The following is a 15416-nucleotide window of genomic DNA, read 5'->3' on the forward strand; positions in this document are numbered from 1 at the left end:
TTTTACGCCGAAATGGGACGGTTATTCATGAAGAATCGTCGCGTGGACGATCACCGACCCGCGGGGCCCGGGGACTGGCCGGCCGACCTGTACGCCTGGACCGGAGGGCTCGCCCTCGCCGCGGCCCTGACGCACCCGCCTCTGCATGTCGCGGCGGGAACGATCCTGCTGGCGGCCGCCCTGCATTCGCTGGCGGCGTGGCCGATCCAGCTCTACCGGCGGCGGTACGAGCGCGCCTCGATGAGCGAGCTGCGGGCGCTCGTCGCCACTGTGGTGATCGCCGGCGGCCTGCTGACCGCCCTCGCGCCCGTCTCGCGGGCGATTCCGTTGCTCGGCGGCGCGGCGGCCCTGACCGCCATGGTCGCGATCCGCTGGACCCGGCTGGCCCGGCGCCCGTCGCGGGCGTCCGAGGGCGTTGCGGTGCTCATCTACGGCGCGGGCGCGGCCGGGCACCGGCTGCTGCGGGCGATGTCGCGGGACCCGCACTGCCGCTACCGCCCGGTGGGCTTCCTGGACGACGACCCGCACAAGCACCGGCTGCGCATCTGCGGCATCCCCGTGCTCGGCGGCCGCGGCGCCCTGCGCACGGCGCTCGCCGCGACCGGAGCCGCGGGCGTGATCTTCGCCGTGCGCAACGAGGACGGCTCGCTGCTGCGCGCCCTGCGCTTCGACCTGTCCAAAATTTCGGGATATTTCGTGAAGGTGCTGCCCTCGCTCGACGCCTCGCTCGACCTGGACCAGGTGCGCGACGTCCAGCTGGCCGACCTGCTCGGCCGGCGGCAGATCGAGACCGACCTCGCCGCGATCGGCGACTACCTGACCGGCCGCCGGGTGCTCGTCACCGGCGCCGGCGGCTCGATCGGCTCCGAGCTGTGCCGCCAGCTGCACCGGTTCGCGCCGGCCGAGCTCATGATGCTCGACCGCGACGAGTCCGCCCTGCACGCGGTCCAGCTCTCCATCCACGGCCGGGCCCTGCTCGACGACCCGTCGCTGATCCTGGCCGACCTGCGCGACGCGGCCACCATCCGGCGCGTCTTCGAGGACCGCCGGCCCGAGGTGGTCTTCCACGCGGCCGCGCTCAAGCACCTCACGCTGCTCGAGCGCCACCCCGCCGAGGCGCTGCAGACCAACGTGCTGGGCACGCTGAACGTGCTGGAGGCGGCCGCGGCCACCGGCGTACGGCGGCTGGTCAACATCTCCACCGACAAGGCGGCCGCCCCGACCAGCGTGCTGGGGTACTCGAAGCGGATCACCGAGCGGCTGACCGCGCACCACGGCTTCCTCAACGTGCGCTTCGGCAACGTGCTGGGCAGCCGGGGCTCGGTGGTGACCGCGTTCCGCTCACAGATCGCCGAGGGCGGCCCGGTCACGGTCACGAGCCCGGACGTGACGCGGTACTTCATGACCATCCCCGAGGCCGTCGAGCTGGTCATCCAGGCCGCGGCCATCGGCTCGGGCGGGGAGGCGCTGGTGCTCGACATGGGCTCGCCGGTGCGCATCGCCGACCTGGCGCGCCAGCTCATCGGCGACGCGCCCGTCGAGATCGTCTTCACCGGCCTGCGCCCGGGCGAGAAGCTGCACGAGGAGCTGTTCGCCCCGGGCGAGGCCGACGTGCGGCCGCTGCACCCGCTCATCTCGCACGTCCAGGTCCCGCCGCTCGACCCCCCGCTGGCCCGGGCCCTGCACGGGGACGGGGCCGCGCTCGTCGGCGCGATGGCCGACCTGTGCGTGGTGCCCGCGCTGCCGGCTATTGCGGCGCCGGCGTTGCCTGACCTTGAAACTGCCGCGCGTACCAGCTGACCGTCTCGGCCAGGCCCTCGTCCAGCGGCACCGGGCCGTGCCCGGGGAACAGCTCCTGCAGCCGGGTCGAGTCGGCCTGGGAGTCGCGCACGTCGCCGGGGCGGGCCGGGTCGAAGACCACCTCGACCGGCCGGTCGACGAGGACGCGGATCTTGTCGACCAGCTCCAGCAGCGAGGTCCGCGTGCCGAAGGCGAGATTCACCGGCGTCGGGCTGGTGACCCGGCGCACGGCGGCGTCGGTGAGCAGGCGGGCGACCGAGCCCACGAAGGTGAAGTCCCGCGTCTGCCGCCCGTCGCCGTGCACGTGGACGGGCTGCCCGCGCAGGGCGGCGTCGGTGAAGGTGGGGATGACGGCGGCGTACGCGTGCCCGACCGACTGCAGCGGCCCGTACACGTTGAAGAACCGCAGCGCGAGCACCGGCAGCCCGTAGGTGGCCCCGTAGGCGAGGATCGCGGACTCGGCGGCCAGCTTGCTCGCCGCGTACGGGCTCTGCGGCCGGGTCGGCAGCTCCTCGTGCTTGGGCAGCGTGCGGGTCGGCCCGTACACCGAGGACGAGGACGCCGCGATGATCGGGGTGCCGCCGAGCCGGCACGCCTCGAGCACGTGCATGGTCCCGTTGGCGTTGACCAGGTGGCTGCGCATCGGATCGGCGACCGAGCGCGGCACGCTGGGCCGCGCGGCGAGGTGCACGACGACGTCGGCCTCGCCCACGGCCGAGTCGATCGCGGGCCGGTCGAGGATGCTGCCCACGACCAGCCGCGCGTCGACGCCGTCGAGATTGCGCTCGCTGCCCGTGCTGAGATCGTCGAACGCGACGACCTCGGAGACTCTTGGGTGCGCGGCCAGCTCACGGCACAGATTCCCGCCGATGAACCCCGCCCCGCCGGTAACCAGAACTCTCATCGTTCAAGTCCAACGCGCGCGAAGCCGGACAGATACCCCCTTCGCCGTATTTCGGACTTTTCGGCGACCCCGGTTGACCGTTAGACGGACGCCACACGTGCGCGCGAAACGGTTTCCGGCCCCGATCCGGCACGGATCGGGGCCGGCCCGTGCCTAGCGGCGGACGAGCGCCGCGGTGTCGATCCGGAAAGGAAACGGCTCGTCGGCGATCAGCACGTCACCGCTCGAGATCACCGCGTGCTCGACATAGTGAGCGCCGTCGAGCCGACATGCACGCAGTGCGATACCGCCCGCCTCCTGTTCGACCAGCAGGTACCACTCGATCCCGGCGGCGGCACAGAGCTGCATCTTGACGAGCCGGTCCGCGGCCGCATTACCGGGCGAAACGACCTCGGCGACCAATCGCACGTCAACGGACTCGACCAACGCACCCTCATCGTCCGTGTCCGCGACGACGACGTCCGGGATGACGATCCTGCCTGCGGCGAGACGAACGTTGACGGCCTCGTAGACCCACAGGCCCGCCACGGCCGCCGACTGGTCGAGCGCATTGGCGAGGCGCCGCGAGACATGCTGGTGACGCTTGCTCGGCGCGGGGCTCACCAACAGGCTCCCATCGATCAGCTCGATCCGGTCCACCGTCTCACCCAGCGCGAGGTAGTCACCTTCGCTCCACGGGCCGACGTGCTCAAGCACCGCGACGCTCATTGCTGACCACCTCCCACCGACGACCGCTTCAAGCTTCTCACGCAAACCCCGGACGAGGCTGCCCCGCTAGATGGAGGCCAGGCGGGGCAGGATCTTCTCGGCCAAGCCGTTGGCGAACTCGACCGGGTTGCGGTCGGGCATGGTCATGACCTCGGTGATGCCCAGCGCCTTGAAGGACTCGACGTCCTTGAGCCAGGCGTCCGGGTCGGTCAGGGCCGGGCGCGTCACCAGGGCGGTCTTCACGATCGAGTCGTAGTCGCGGCCCTCGGCGGCGCAGTGCTCGCGCAGCACGTCGAGCTTGTGGGCCACGTCCTCGGCCGAGGTGCCGAAGAGGTTGCAGGCGTCGGCGTACTTGGCCACGAGGCGCAGCGTCTTCTTCTCGCCGCCGCCGCCGATCATGATCATCGGGTGCGGGGTGCTGATCGCGGCCGGGGAGTTCAGGATCTCCGTCAGCCGGTAGTGGGTGCCGTCGAACGTGCCGCCCTCGCCGCTCCACATCCGCAGGCAGATCTGCAGCGTCTCCTCCAGGCGCTCGAAGCGCTCGGCCATCGGTACCACCGGCACGCCCAGGCCCCGCTGCTCCCGCTCGTACCAGGAGGCGCCGATGCCGAGCCGCGCGCGGCCGCCGGAGAGCACGTCCAGCGTGGTGACGATCTTCGCGAGGAGGCCCGGGTGGCGGTACATCACGCCGGTCACGAGCAGGCCCAGCGTCATCTTCTGGGTCAGCGCCGCGACGTACCCGAGGGTCGTGTACCCCTCGAGCATCGGCTCCTCGGCCGGCGCGTACTGATCCATCTGGAAGTAGTGATCCATGACCGTGAAGGAGGCGACCCCCGCCTGCTCGGCGACGAGCGCCGTCTCGCGCAGCGTGGGCGCGATGGCCACGGGCTCGGCGGGGTTGGAGAAGTTCCAGTAGTGCAGACCCAGCTTCATAGGCCCATTCTTACGCGCTCGGCGACGGCCCCGCCGCGATCCGCCCGCAACCGTTTCCGTCAGTGGCCGAAGGCGCCGAGCACGTCGAAGTCGAGCCCGTCCGCGCGGGCCAGGTACACGGGCGGGTCCACGTGACGGCCACGAACGGTGAGCATGCCGCGGCCACCGGTGATCGTCGTGCCGTCGGCCACGGCGTCCATGGCCGCCGGGTGCAGGCCGCCGGCCCTCGACGCCAGGGCCGCGAGCAGGCGGACGCCGTCGTAGCAGGCCTCCGCGTGGCCGTTGAGGACCGGGGCCTGCCAGCCGTACCGGTGCGTGTAGCGCTCGACGAAGGCCAGGCCCGCGTCCGTGGCCACGGCGCCGAAGTAGCCCATCGTCGCGTACAGCTCCCCCGTGTCATCCCCGCCCGTCGCCAGCAGCCCGTTCTCCTCCAGCGCCGCGCACAGTCGCGGTGCGCGCAGCTTGGAGCCGGCGTAGGCGCGGTTGAAGGCGGCCAGGTCGCTGCCCACCAGCGTCAGCAGGACGGCGTCGGCGCGGCGGCGGGCGATCAGGTCCAGCAGCGCCTCCGGGTCCAGCGCCCCGAACGGCACGTACCGCGCGGCCACGACCCGGGCCTGGGCCGCCCGCAGGTAGGCGACCGCCGCGTGGTGGAGCATCCGCGGCCACACGTAGTCGTTGCCGATCAGTGCCCAGCGGCGGGCGCGGCGGTGCCGGACCAGCCAGTCCATCGCCGGGCGCACCTGGCTCGCGGGGGTCTCGCCGAGCAGGTACACGCCCGGGGAGCGCTCGCCGCCCTCGTACGGGGGCGTGAAGACGTACGGGACCCGGCCGCGCAGGGCGCTCACGGCGGCCACGCGCACGTCGCTGGCGTGGGTGCCGACGACCGCCGCGATCGCGCCCGAGCGGGCCAGGTCGGCCAGGTCCTCGGCCACGGCGGCGGGGGGCCGGCCGGCATCGAGCAGTACCAACTCCATCGGACGGCCCAGAAGACCGCCGGTCGTGTTGAGCTCGGCCACGGCGAGCCGGGCGCAGTTCAGCACCGCCGGGCCCATCATGCCCAGCGTGCCCGACGTGGGCACGGCCAGCGCCACGCGCACGGCGCCGCCCGGCTCGGGCGGCAGCAGCCGCGCCTCGAGCGGATCGCAGATGACCCGGACCTCGTCCACGCGCCGAGTATCTTTCCAATGGCGGGCGGGTGGAAGGGTGACCATGGTGGATGCGGTCGGGCTGCGGTCCCACCTCGGATACGTGCTGAGCGAGGCCGAGCGCGCGGTCAACCGCGGCCTCGCGGCGGCGCTTTCGGAGAAGGGCGTCTCCGTCGAGCAGTGGCGCATCCTCCAGGCGCTCTCCGACGGGCGCGGGCACTCGATGGGTGACCTCGCCGAGGCCGCGCTCATGCCGCACCCGACGCTGACCAAGGCCGTCGACCGGCTCGTGGACGGCGCGCTGGTCTACCGCCGCCAGGACCCGAACGACCGCCGGCGGGTCGCGGTGTACCTCTCCGAGGCCGGCACCACGCTGCTCGACCGCCTCGACCACACGGCCACGGCCCACCACCGCGCGGTCGAGGCCGTGTTCGGCGCCGCCCGGGCCGAGCGGCTCATGCGCGAACTCACCCAGCTCATCGAGACCGTCCGATAATTGCTCACGGCGGCGGCGCTCCCCGCTTGTCATCCGGTCGGCGGCGCAGACCGTCCCGCGCTGACGACAACGCTCCTGCACCCGGCCCGCTACCTTAAGTGGACCAGCCCGGCGACGGGCTGACGGGAAGGCAACGATCCGCCGGGCGCACCATTCTTGGTCGCCGAATCGGCCCGGCGGGGAGCCAGTGGCGAAACCGGCCCCGGACAACTGTGTGTGTTCCATGGGGATCCGGCGTGTCCTGACGCTCGAATCTCCGACGCATCCGCTCACAGCGCAAGCCGCGTGCCCCGCGGTCGCTGCGCCGTGCCCGCACGCCCAGGAGGAACCGTCGTGCTCAAGAAGGTCGTCATCGGCATCGCCGCAGCGGTCTCGGCCGGCGCGCTCGCCCTCGGCATCGGGTTCGGCATCGCGGCCGACCGGGACACCGCCCAGCACGCGCCGACGGCGGAGAGCCGGCCCGCGAAGGACGGCGAGATGCCGGCGCCACCCGCGCCGCCGCAGCTCAAGCCGTCCGAACGCGTCGTCGTCATCGGCAAGTAGCACCCAGTACCGCCACTGAGATTCGGGAGAGCTCGTGTTCCAGTCCAAGAAGCAGAAGATCGCCGCCATCGGCGCGACCGCCGCGGCCGTGCTCGTCGGCGTCGGCGCCACCGCGTACGGCGCGGTTCCGGACTCCGGCACCGGCGTGATCACCGGCTGCCGCAACTCCAGCAGCGGCGCGCTGCGGGTCATCGACTACCAGGGCGGCCAGCGCTGCAAGAGCGGCGAGAAGCAGATCCAGTGGAACAACCAGGGCCCGAAGGGCGCCACGGGCGCGACCGGCGCGACGGGTTCCATGGGCGCCCAGGGCCCGGCCGGCCCCGTCGGCCCGCCCGGAGCCAAGGGCGCGACCGGCGCGACAGGTGCCACCGGCGCGACGGGCGCCACGGGTGCCACCGGCGCGACCGGGGCCAAGGGCGCGACCGGCGCCACCGGCGCTCAGGGTGAGAAGGGTGCCCAGGGCGCCCAGGGCGAGAAGGGCGAGACCGGCGCGGCCGGTGCCACCGGAGCCCAGGGCGTGCAGGGTGAGAAGGGCGAGACCGGTGCCGCCGGTGCTCAGGGCGCTCAGGGCGAAAAGGGCGAGACCGGCGAGACCGGCGCGACCGGCGCCCAGGGCGAGCAGGGCATCCAGGGCATCCCCGGCGTCAACGGCAAGGACGGCGCCCCCGGCCCGCAGGGTGAGAAGGGCGAGAAGGGCGACACCGGAGACGCCGGGGCGACCGGCGCCCAGGGCGAGAAGGGCGAGACCGGTGCCACCGGTGCGCAGGGCATCCCGGGCATGCCCGGCGCCAGCGCGTACGACATCGCCAAGTCGGCCGACCCGAGCATCGGCACCATCGAGGAGTGGCTGCAGTCGCTCATCGGCCACGGCACCGACGGCAAGGACGTCTACCAGACCGCGCGCGACAACGGGTACACCGGAAGCGAGACGGAGTGGCTCGACTCGCTGAAGGGCGCGACGGGCGCGACCGGTGCCGCGGGTGCCCAGGGCGAGCAGGGCAAGGACGGCGCGGCGGGCAAGGACGGCGCCGTCGGCAAGGACGGCGTCGCGGGCAAGGACGGCGCCAACGGCAGCTCGATCCTCACGGGCGCGGGCGCCCCGGCCGCGGCCCTCGGCTCGGTCGGCGACGTGTACCTGAACACGACGGACTTCTCGATGTACAAGAAGACCGACGCGAGCACGTGGGCCTCGATCGGCAGCATCAAGGGCTCGACGGGCCCCGCGGGTGCCACGGGCGCCACCGGTGCGGCGGGTGCCCAGGGCCCGGCCGGTGCCGGCTACACGAAGGTCACCGCGACCTCGGCCACCACGATCACCTCGACGGGCTCGCGGACGTACACCTTCTCCTGCACGAGCGGCGTGGTCCTCGGCGGCTCCATCACGATCAACTCGGGCAGCCTCTCGCAGTCCGGCTCGAAGCGCGACGAGACCGACGAGTCCGGCAAGAGCTGGGTCTTCACGATCGCCCGGTCCGGCAGCGGCTCGGCGAGCTTCACCCCCACCCTCTACTGCGCCGGCTGACGAAGCACCCCCACGGGGCCCCGGCTCGACACCTCGGAGCCGGGGCCCTTCCATCAAGCCAGAAAGGCGAACCGTGCGGATTTCGGTGAAGCTGGTGGGGTCGGCGGTCGTCGGCACCCTCGCCGCGAGCGGACTCGGGACGGTGGCACACGCCGCGGCCCCGGGCATCGCGGCGGTCACCCCGAAGGGCGGCAGCACGGGGGTCGCGACCTCCGTCAAGCCGACCGTGACGTTCAACGACGCGACCGACCCGGCCTCGTTGCGGTACTCGTTCGTCAAGACCGCCGGCGGCGCGGCCGTGGCGTCCTACTACACGTACGACGCCCCGACGCACACCTTCACGCTCGTCCCGCGCACGGCGCTCGCCGACTCGACGCGGTACACGATCACGGTGAAGGTGAAGGGCAGCTCCGGGGTGCTGAGCGACCAGTACGTGTGGTCGTTCACGACCGGCGTCACCGACCGCACCGCCCCGACGGCCCCGGGCGCGCCCAGCGTGACCGACGTGACCACGACGGCCGCGACCGTGAGCTGGGCGGCCTCCACGGACGACACCGGCGTCACGGGATATCAGCTCTTCGACGGGGCGGGCACGGCGCCGATCGCCACGCTGACCGGCAACCCGCCCGCGACCACCACGACGCTGTCGGGCCTCACGCCCACGACCGCGCACTCGATCACGGTGAAGGCCGTCGACGCCGCCGGTAACGTCTCGCCGGCCAGCGCCGCCGCCGCGTTCACCACCCTCACCCCGCCGCCCCCGCCGGACGTGACGCCGCCGAGCACCCCCGGCGCGCCGGTGGTGGGCGAGCTCACCTCGACCACCGTGGCGCTGTCGTGGGCGGCGTCCACCGACGACCGGGGCGTGGTGTCGTACCGCATCACCGGCGGCCCCGCCGTGCAGACCGTCACGGCGACGAACGCGACGATCACCGGCCTGGCCGCGAAGACCTCCTACTCGTTCACCGTCGAGGCCCTCGACGCGGCCGGCAACGTCTCCGCCGCCTCGCCCGCGACGCTCGTGACGACCCCGGCCGCGCCGCTGGTCAACGCGCGCGACGGCGCCGGCATCCCGGGTGCGAGCGGCAAGACCCTGGTGCTCTACGACACCACGGGCCCCTACGGCTTCCTCGGCGAGCAGTACGCCATCGCGACCGCGCAGCTGGCCTCGCACTTCGGCGACTGGACGGCCCAGCCCGTCGTGGACTACTCGGCCGGCGAGCTCGACGCGTACCAGGCCGTCATCTACATGGGCTCGACCTACGACGAGCCGATCCCGGCCGCCTTCCTCGACGACGTGACGGCCACGAGCAAGCCGGTCATCTGGGTGTACGACAACATCTGGCAGCTGACCGCGCGCGACCCGAACTTCGCCGCCAACCGCGGCTTCACCTGGACGCAGTTCGACGTCTCGGCGGTGTCGAAGGTCAACTACGAGGGCCGGACGTTCACCCGCGACCCGCAGAACCTGGCGGGCATCATGGGCACGACGATCTACGACACCACCAAGGCCACCCCGATCGGCACCGCGGTGCGCGACACCGACGGCTCGGCGTTCGACTGGGGCGTGCGGGCCGGCAACTTCACCTACCTCGGCGAGATCCCGTACGCGTACATGGCCACCAACGACCGGTACGTCGCCTTCGCCGCGCTGCTCGAGCAGACCCTGTCCAGCTCCACGGTCGAGCGGCACCGGGCGCTGGTGCGCATCGAGGACGTCGGCCCGGACGCGGACCCGGCCGAGCTCAACGCGATCACGACCTACCTGTCCAGCCGGAACGTGCCGTTCACGGTCGCGGTGTACCCGCGCTACGTGGACGCCAAGGGCGCGAACAACAACGGCGTGCCCGAGAGCTACACCCTCGCGGACCGGCCGCAGGTGGTCGCGGCGCTGAAGAACATGCAGGCGCACGGGGGCACGCTGCTGATGCACGGGTACACGCACCAGTACGCGGCGAAGGACAACCCGTACAACGGCGTGAGCGCGGACGACTTCGAGTTCTACCAGGCCCACGTGGACCCGGTCACGAACAACGTGATCTACGACGGCCCGGTGGCGGAGGACTCGCAGGCCTGGGCGCAGTCGCGCATCGACGCCTCGTTCCAGGCGTTCGCGGCGGCCGGCCTGGGCAAGCCGACGATCTTCGAGTTCCCGCACTACGCCGGCTCCGACCCGGACAACCGCGCGGTCGCCGCGACGTTCTCGACTCGCTACGACCGGGGGCTGTACCCGTCCGGCGCGCTGCGCGGCTCGACGGTGGACAACTCGCGGATCATCGGGCAGTTCTTCCCGTACACGGTGCGTGACATCTACGGCGTGCTCACCTACCCGGAGAACCTCGGCAACATCGAGCTGGAGCCGTACAACAACCACCCGGCGATGCTGCCGGCCGACCTGATCGCGTCGGCCCAGCTCAACACCGCGGTCAAGGACGGCGTGGCGAGCTTCTTCTTCCACCCGTACGTGGACGTCAGCTACCTGAAGGCGACCGTCGAGGGCATCCAGGCGGCCGGCTACACCTTCGTCCCGGCGTCATCGATGTAGCGCTGTCCGGCAAGGTTTGGGGCGGTCCCGAGAATTTCGGCGAAAGCTGAAACGGGGCCGCCCCTTGTGTCCGTCTAGCCCTCGCGACGATTGGAGCACTGACTGGTGAACCGCGACGACGAGGTGGCATACCGGGAGTTCGTGTCCGTGCAGATGGATCAGCTGCGCGGGCTGGCGTACCTCACCTGCGGGGACTGGCAGCTGGCCGAGGACGCCGTGTGCACGGCCCTGGCGAAGCTGTACGCCCGCTGGCACAAGGTCGACCGGCCGGAGAGCTACGCCCGCACGATGGTGGTGCGGGCGGCGGTCGACGAGGTCCGGCGCCCGTGGTGGCGTCGCGAGCAGGCGGTGGGCGACGCGATGCCCGAGCCCGCCGTGCGCGACGGCACGCCGGACGTCATCGATCGGGTCACGGTCCTCGGCGCGCTGCGCACCCTGCCGGTGCACCAGCGCGCGGTGCTGGTGCTGCGGTACCTCGAGGGCCGGACCGTGCAGGAGACCGCCGAGGCGCTGCGGTGCCCCGAGGGAACCGTCAAGACCCACACGGCGCGCGGCCTCGCCAAGCTGCGTGAGCGGCTCGACGTCGCCGAACCCCTGGGCACCATCGCGGGATCCGGACATATCGAGAGGGCGTCATGACCCAGAACATGCAGGACTTGCTGGCGCAGGCGCGCACCGACGCCCTGGCCGAGGCGCCCCCGATGCGCCGCGACATCGAAGACTTCGTGACCGAGGGCAAGCGGCGCCGCACCCGCCACCGCCTGCTCCAGGGCGGCGGCGGAGCGGCGGCGCTGCTCGTCGCCCTGGCGCTGGTGCCCGCCCTTTCGTCCCCGTCGCCGGCCCCCACTCCCGTCGCGGCCCCCGTGTCGTATCCGGACACCGGGTGGACCTACGGGTTCAAGGGCTACAAGACCGGCGAGTTCACGGTCACCGCGCCGGAGCACATCACGCCGGGCTACCAGGAGCTCTACGTGCGGCGCGGCAAGCAGGTGTCCGACCTGTACGACGGCAACGGCGGCGGCGTGGTCGCGTCCTCCCCGCTCTACAGCGCGAACATCACGGTGTACCGCCCCGGCGTCTTCCAGCCTTCGCGCTTCAGCGGCGGCGAGGCGGTCACGGTCAAGGGCCGGCCGGGGCTGTTCAAGCCGAGCCTCAAGTACATCGGCTCCTCCGACCTGGCGCCGGGCGTGGCGCTCGCGTGGCAGTACGCCGACGACGCGTGGGCGGTCGCGAGCTCGGTGGTGCAGGGCGAGTACAACAAGGCCGAGCTGCTCCAGCTGGCCTCGGGCCTCGCGCCCGCGGCGGCGACCCCCGCGACCGTGGCCATCAAGGCGTCCTTCGTGCCGGCCGGATACACGCTGGTGTCCGCCGGGCGCACCGACGACTTTCCGAGCGGCGCCTCGTACATGGCGGCGAGCATCCGCCTGAGCAAGACGGTCCCGTCGTACGCGTCCCTGACGGAGCCGATCGACGCCTCGACGGGCCACGGCCCGACGGTGCGCATCGCCCTGTACCCGGTCGAGTTCACCGACTCCACGCACCGCAAGCCGGGCGGCGCGGCCTTCTGCAACTCCGGCAACGCCAACCTGTGCTTCAGGATGACCGCCGACGGCAGGTACCTGGCCGAGATCTACGCCGACGGCGGCGCGGCGATCCCCCAGTCCGACCTGCTCAAGACGCTGGACGGTCTGCAGTTCGCGGACCCGAAGCAGCCCTCGACCTGGTTCCCGATCGGCTGAGCCCGGTCGGCTGCTACGGACCCGGCACCCGTTGGGGTGCCGGGTCTTTCGCGTCAGCGCCGGGTCTTTCGCGTCCTTTGCGGGCGCATCGGGGGACAGATCTGCACCCTTTTCGCACCTAGCCTGGTTTTGTACCGATTACCTGGCGGAGCAGAAGCGGGGTTGCCCAGTGGCCACGATCGTCGACAAGCCCTCGAGCACGACCACTCCCACCGCACCGGCTCCCCGCCGTGGCCGGCTCGTCCTGGCCGGCGTGGCCCTGGCCGCCGTGGCGGGCGTCGCGGGCTGGCAGGCACCGACCGCGATCGCGGCCCTGACGAAGCCCCCGTACCTCGGCGAGAACGCGGACAAGGTGGCCACGAAGCTGGCGTGCACCGGCTACACCCAGTCGAGCAAGCACGACAACGCCGTCTACGACTACCGCGACCAGGGCACCTGCACGCTGAACGGCGTGGTCGTCACCATCACGACCTTCGACACCGTCGCGGACGGCAAGACCTTCGACGCGGTGATGTCCGCGGTGATCCCGGTGCTGCACCCGACCTGGTCGGGCGCGTCCTATGCCTCGGGCGACGGCTGGAACGTGGCGGACACGCGCAACCTGACGCCGGAGATCGCCACGGAGGTCGTGACCCGCCTCGGCGTCGGCGCCACGCACGTCATCCCCGCGGGCGCCTCCTCCTGACCCCAGCGCACCGCCGGGCCTACTCGGTGGTCGCGGGCAGGGGGCGGACGGCGCTCGCGACGAGGGACGCGACCGCCATGAGGACCGCCACGGCGGCCAGTGCCCGCACCACCGTGATGTGGTCGCCCAGGAAGCCGATCAAGGGCGGGCCACCGAGGAAGGCGCAGTACCCGATCGACGCCACCACGCTCACCCGCGGCGCCGCGAAGGCCGGGTCGTCCGAGGCCGCGCTCATCCCCACCGGGAACCCGAGCGACGTCCCCACGCCCCAGAGCAGGGCGCCCACGAAGGCCAGCGGCGTGTTCGGGCCGAAGACGAACAGCAGCAGCCCCGCGACGGTCAGGACGGCCAGGGCCCGGACCACCGGCACCCGGCCGAAGCGGTCCAGCAGGTTCGGGCCGAACCAGCGGCCGGTCGTCATCGCGGCCAGGAACACCGCGAACGCCAGGGTGCCCACCGCCGCCGGGGCGTGGTAGCCGTCGATGACCGCGATGCCGATCCAGTCGATGCCGGTGCCCTCCGCGAAGGCGAACGCGAGCACGAAGACGCCGACGAGGAGGGTGCGGGGCTCGCGCCAGAAGCGCAGCGTGTGCGCCAGGCCGCCCTCCGTGGGCGCGTCCGGGGAGGCGCCGTCGGGCATGAAGTTGCGCACGGCGTACGCGGTGCTCGCGCCGACCACGAGGGCCGTCAGGGACAGGTGGAGCGTCACCGGTACGTGCATGGCGACCATGGCCGCGCCGAGGAGGGCGCCGGCGACGGTACCGACGGAGAATCCCGCGTGGAATCGGGCCATGATCGAACGGCCCACCGCGCGTTCGACCACCGCGCCCTGCACGTTCATGGCGACGTCCCAGGCGCCGTTGGCGAAGCCGAACAGCAGCAGGCTCAGCACCACGGGCACCACGCCGAAGTGGTAGCCCGATGCGGCGCCGGCCAGGGCGAGCATCAGCAGCAGCGCCATCGTCGCCACTGTCTTGCGCGAGCCGAAGCGGGCGACGATGTGGCCGGACGCGAGCAGCGAGACGATCGAGCCGGCCGCGATCGAGAGCAGGACGAGGCCGAGCTTCGACGGCTCGAGGTGCAGGGCGTCGCGGATCTGCGGGATGCGCGAGGCCCAGCTGGCCATGGCCACGCCGGACCAGATGAACGCGGCGTAGGTGGCTCGGGTGGCGGGGCGGGGGTCGGCGGTGACGGGGGCGGAGAGGGTCATGAACTTCCGATCGCTCGGTCGACGATGACGCGGATGTCCTGGCGGGACACCGGCCCGGTCGACAGGGTTTTGTGCATGACCAGGCCCTCGATCAGGGCGTCGATGCCCCGGGCCGTGGTCGGGTCGACGAACCGCTCGAGCACGGCCCGGCTGGCGCGCATCCAGGTCTCGGTGACCTCGCGCAGGGCGGGCTCGCGCAGGGCGGCGAGATACAGCTCATAGGCGATCGCCCAGTCCGACGCGTCCGCGCCGGCGTCGCCCTCGATGAGGTCGGTGACCGCTTCGACCAGGGCTTCACGGGTGTGTACGGCCCGGAAGTGCGCCTCGTAGATGACCGACATGCGCTCGGCGTGGCGCCGGAACGCCTGGCAGCGCAGGTCCTCGAGGCTCGTGAAGTGGTACGTCAGCGACCCCAGCGGCACGTCGGCCGCCTTGGCGATGAGCCGGTGGGTCGTGCCCGCGACCCCGTGCTCGGCGATGACCGCGATGGCCGCGTCGATGATGCGGTCCTTGCGGTCGGGGTCGTGGCGCCGGACGGACATCTCAGATCTCGCGGATGACCCGGGCCGGGTTGCCGACGGCGACGACGTTGGCGGGCAGGTCCTTGACCACGACCGCACCCGCGCCGACGACGGTGTTCGCGCCGATGGTGACGCCCGGGCAGACGATGACCCCGCCGCCGAGCCAGACGTTGTCGCCGATGGTGATCGGCGAGGCGGCCTCCCACTTGGCGCGCCGCGCCTCGGGCTCGACCGGGTGCCAGGCGGTGAGCAGCTGCACGTTCGAGGCGATCTGCACGTCGTCGCCGATCGTCACCCGGGCCACGTCGAGGCAGACGAGGCCGAAGTTGACGAAGGTCCGCGCGCCGAAGAAGGTCTGGAAGCCGTAGTCGAACTGCACCGGCGTGCGGAGATCGGTGTCCTCGCCGAGCGCACCGAGGAGCTCGGTGAGCAGCTCGCGCCTGGTCGCGCCGTCGGCGGCGGGCAGCGCGTTGATGCGGTGGGTCAGGTCCTGCGCGCGCAGGTAGTCCCGGGCGATCTCCCCGTCCGATATGTACAGCTCCCCGTCCAGCATGCGCTGGCGCATGGACTTCTCGGTCATGTGTACAAACGTACGCTAGTTGTGTACGCCTGTACACAAGCTCCGTCGCCGACCGGACATACCGCCCGTCGGGGTATAAATCCGA

General features: G+C 72.1%; 15 protein-coding genes. 8 read left to right on the forward strand and 7 right to left on the reverse strand.

The annotated features are described in order from the left end of the window. Positions 1-42: 42 nt before the first annotated feature. Complete coding sequence (locus AC6JBM_RS41790) at positions 43-1800, forward strand: polysaccharide biosynthesis protein (protein WP_497979308.1); 1758 nt, start codon at positions 43-45, stop codon at positions 1798-1800. Here AC6JBM_RS41790 and AC6JBM_RS41795 read toward each other — a convergent pair. The 4 genes from AC6JBM_RS41795 to AC6JBM_RS41810 all read right to left on the reverse strand — a co-directional run bounded on the left by AC6JBM_RS41795 (position 1748) and on the right by AC6JBM_RS41810 (position 5511). Next, positions 1748-2704: an NAD-dependent epimerase/dehydratase family protein gene (locus AC6JBM_RS41795; protein ID WP_497979309.1), complete on the reverse strand. Its 957-nt coding sequence runs from the start codon at positions 2702-2704 to the stop codon at positions 1748-1750. The two genes, AC6JBM_RS41790 and AC6JBM_RS41795, sit on opposite strands and share 53 nt — an antisense overlap. A gap of 153 nt (positions 2705-2857) precedes the next feature. Continuing rightward, positions 2858-3412, reverse strand: a complete 555-nt coding sequence (locus AC6JBM_RS41800) for a Uma2 family endonuclease (protein WP_497979310.1) — start codon at positions 3410-3412, stop codon at positions 2858-2860. 66 nt (positions 3413-3478) lie between these two features. Beyond that, positions 3479-4345 (reverse strand): LLM class F420-dependent oxidoreductase, encoded by an 867-nt coding sequence (locus AC6JBM_RS41805; protein ID WP_350609991.1) that lies wholly within the window; start codon positions 4343-4345, stop codon positions 3479-3481. Positions 4346-4404: 59 nt separating this feature from the next. Then, positions 4405-5511, reverse strand: coding sequence for a substrate-binding domain-containing protein (locus tag AC6JBM_RS41810; RefSeq protein WP_497979311.1), 1107 nt, complete (start codon positions 5509-5511; stop codon positions 4405-4407). Positions 5512-5554: 43 nt separating this feature from the next. On the opposite strand from AC6JBM_RS41810, the gene AC6JBM_RS41815 reads away from it, so the two are divergent. From AC6JBM_RS41815 to AC6JBM_RS41845, 7 genes are all read left to right on the forward strand, one after another. After that, complete coding sequence (locus tag AC6JBM_RS41815; RefSeq protein ID WP_497986654.1) at positions 5555-5986, forward strand: MarR family winged helix-turn-helix transcriptional regulator; 432 nt, start codon at positions 5555-5557, stop codon at positions 5984-5986. A gap of 333 nt (positions 5987-6319) precedes the next feature. After that, on the forward strand, positions 6320-6529 hold the full coding sequence (locus AC6JBM_RS41820; RefSeq protein WP_497979312.1) for a hypothetical protein: 210 nt from the start codon (positions 6320-6322) through the stop codon (positions 6527-6529). Between the two features lie 34 nt (positions 6530-6563). Continuing rightward, positions 6564-8051: a collagen-like domain-containing protein gene (locus AC6JBM_RS41825; RefSeq protein WP_497979313.1), complete on the forward strand. Its 1488-nt coding sequence runs from the start codon at positions 6564-6566 to the stop codon at positions 8049-8051. A gap of 85 nt (positions 8052-8136) precedes the next feature. Beyond that, complete coding sequence (locus tag AC6JBM_RS41830; RefSeq protein ID WP_497979314.1) at positions 8137-10596, forward strand: DUF2334 domain-containing protein; 2460 nt, start codon at positions 8137-8139, stop codon at positions 10594-10596. A 105-nt stretch (positions 10597-10701) separates the two neighbouring features. After that, positions 10702-11235, forward strand: coding sequence for a SigE family RNA polymerase sigma factor (locus tag AC6JBM_RS41835; RefSeq protein ID WP_497979315.1), 534 nt, complete (start codon positions 10702-10704; stop codon positions 11233-11235). A gap of 8 nt (positions 11236-11243) precedes the next feature. Further along, positions 11244-12335, forward strand: coding sequence for a hypothetical protein (locus AC6JBM_RS41840; protein ID WP_497979316.1), 1092 nt, complete (start codon positions 11244-11246; stop codon positions 12333-12335). Between the two features lie 169 nt (positions 12336-12504). Next, on the forward strand, positions 12505-13020 hold the full coding sequence (locus tag AC6JBM_RS41845) for a hypothetical protein (RefSeq protein WP_497979317.1): 516 nt from the start codon (positions 12505-12507) through the stop codon (positions 13018-13020). A gap of 19 nt (positions 13021-13039) precedes the next feature. Here the strand turns inward: AC6JBM_RS41845 and AC6JBM_RS41850 are convergent, their stop codons facing one another. From AC6JBM_RS41850 to AC6JBM_RS41860, 3 genes are read right to left on the reverse strand one after another with little or no spacing between them, the layout of a single operon-like run. After that, on the reverse strand, positions 13040-14230 hold the full coding sequence (locus AC6JBM_RS41850; protein ID WP_497979318.1) for an MFS transporter: 1191 nt from the start codon (positions 14228-14230) through the stop codon (positions 13040-13042). Further along, on the reverse strand, positions 14227-14772 hold the full coding sequence (locus tag AC6JBM_RS41855) for a TetR/AcrR family transcriptional regulator (protein WP_497979319.1): 546 nt from the start codon (positions 14770-14772) through the stop codon (positions 14227-14229). The genes AC6JBM_RS41850 and AC6JBM_RS41855 overlap by 4 nt, the downstream gene beginning before the upstream one ends. A 1-nt stretch (position 14773) precedes the next feature. Next, positions 14774-15331, reverse strand: a complete 558-nt coding sequence (locus AC6JBM_RS41860; protein WP_497979320.1) for a sugar O-acetyltransferase — start codon at positions 15329-15331, stop codon at positions 14774-14776. Positions 15332-15416: the final 85 nt, after the last annotated feature.

The sequence above is a fragment of the Dactylosporangium thailandense genome (assembly GCF_059739745.1).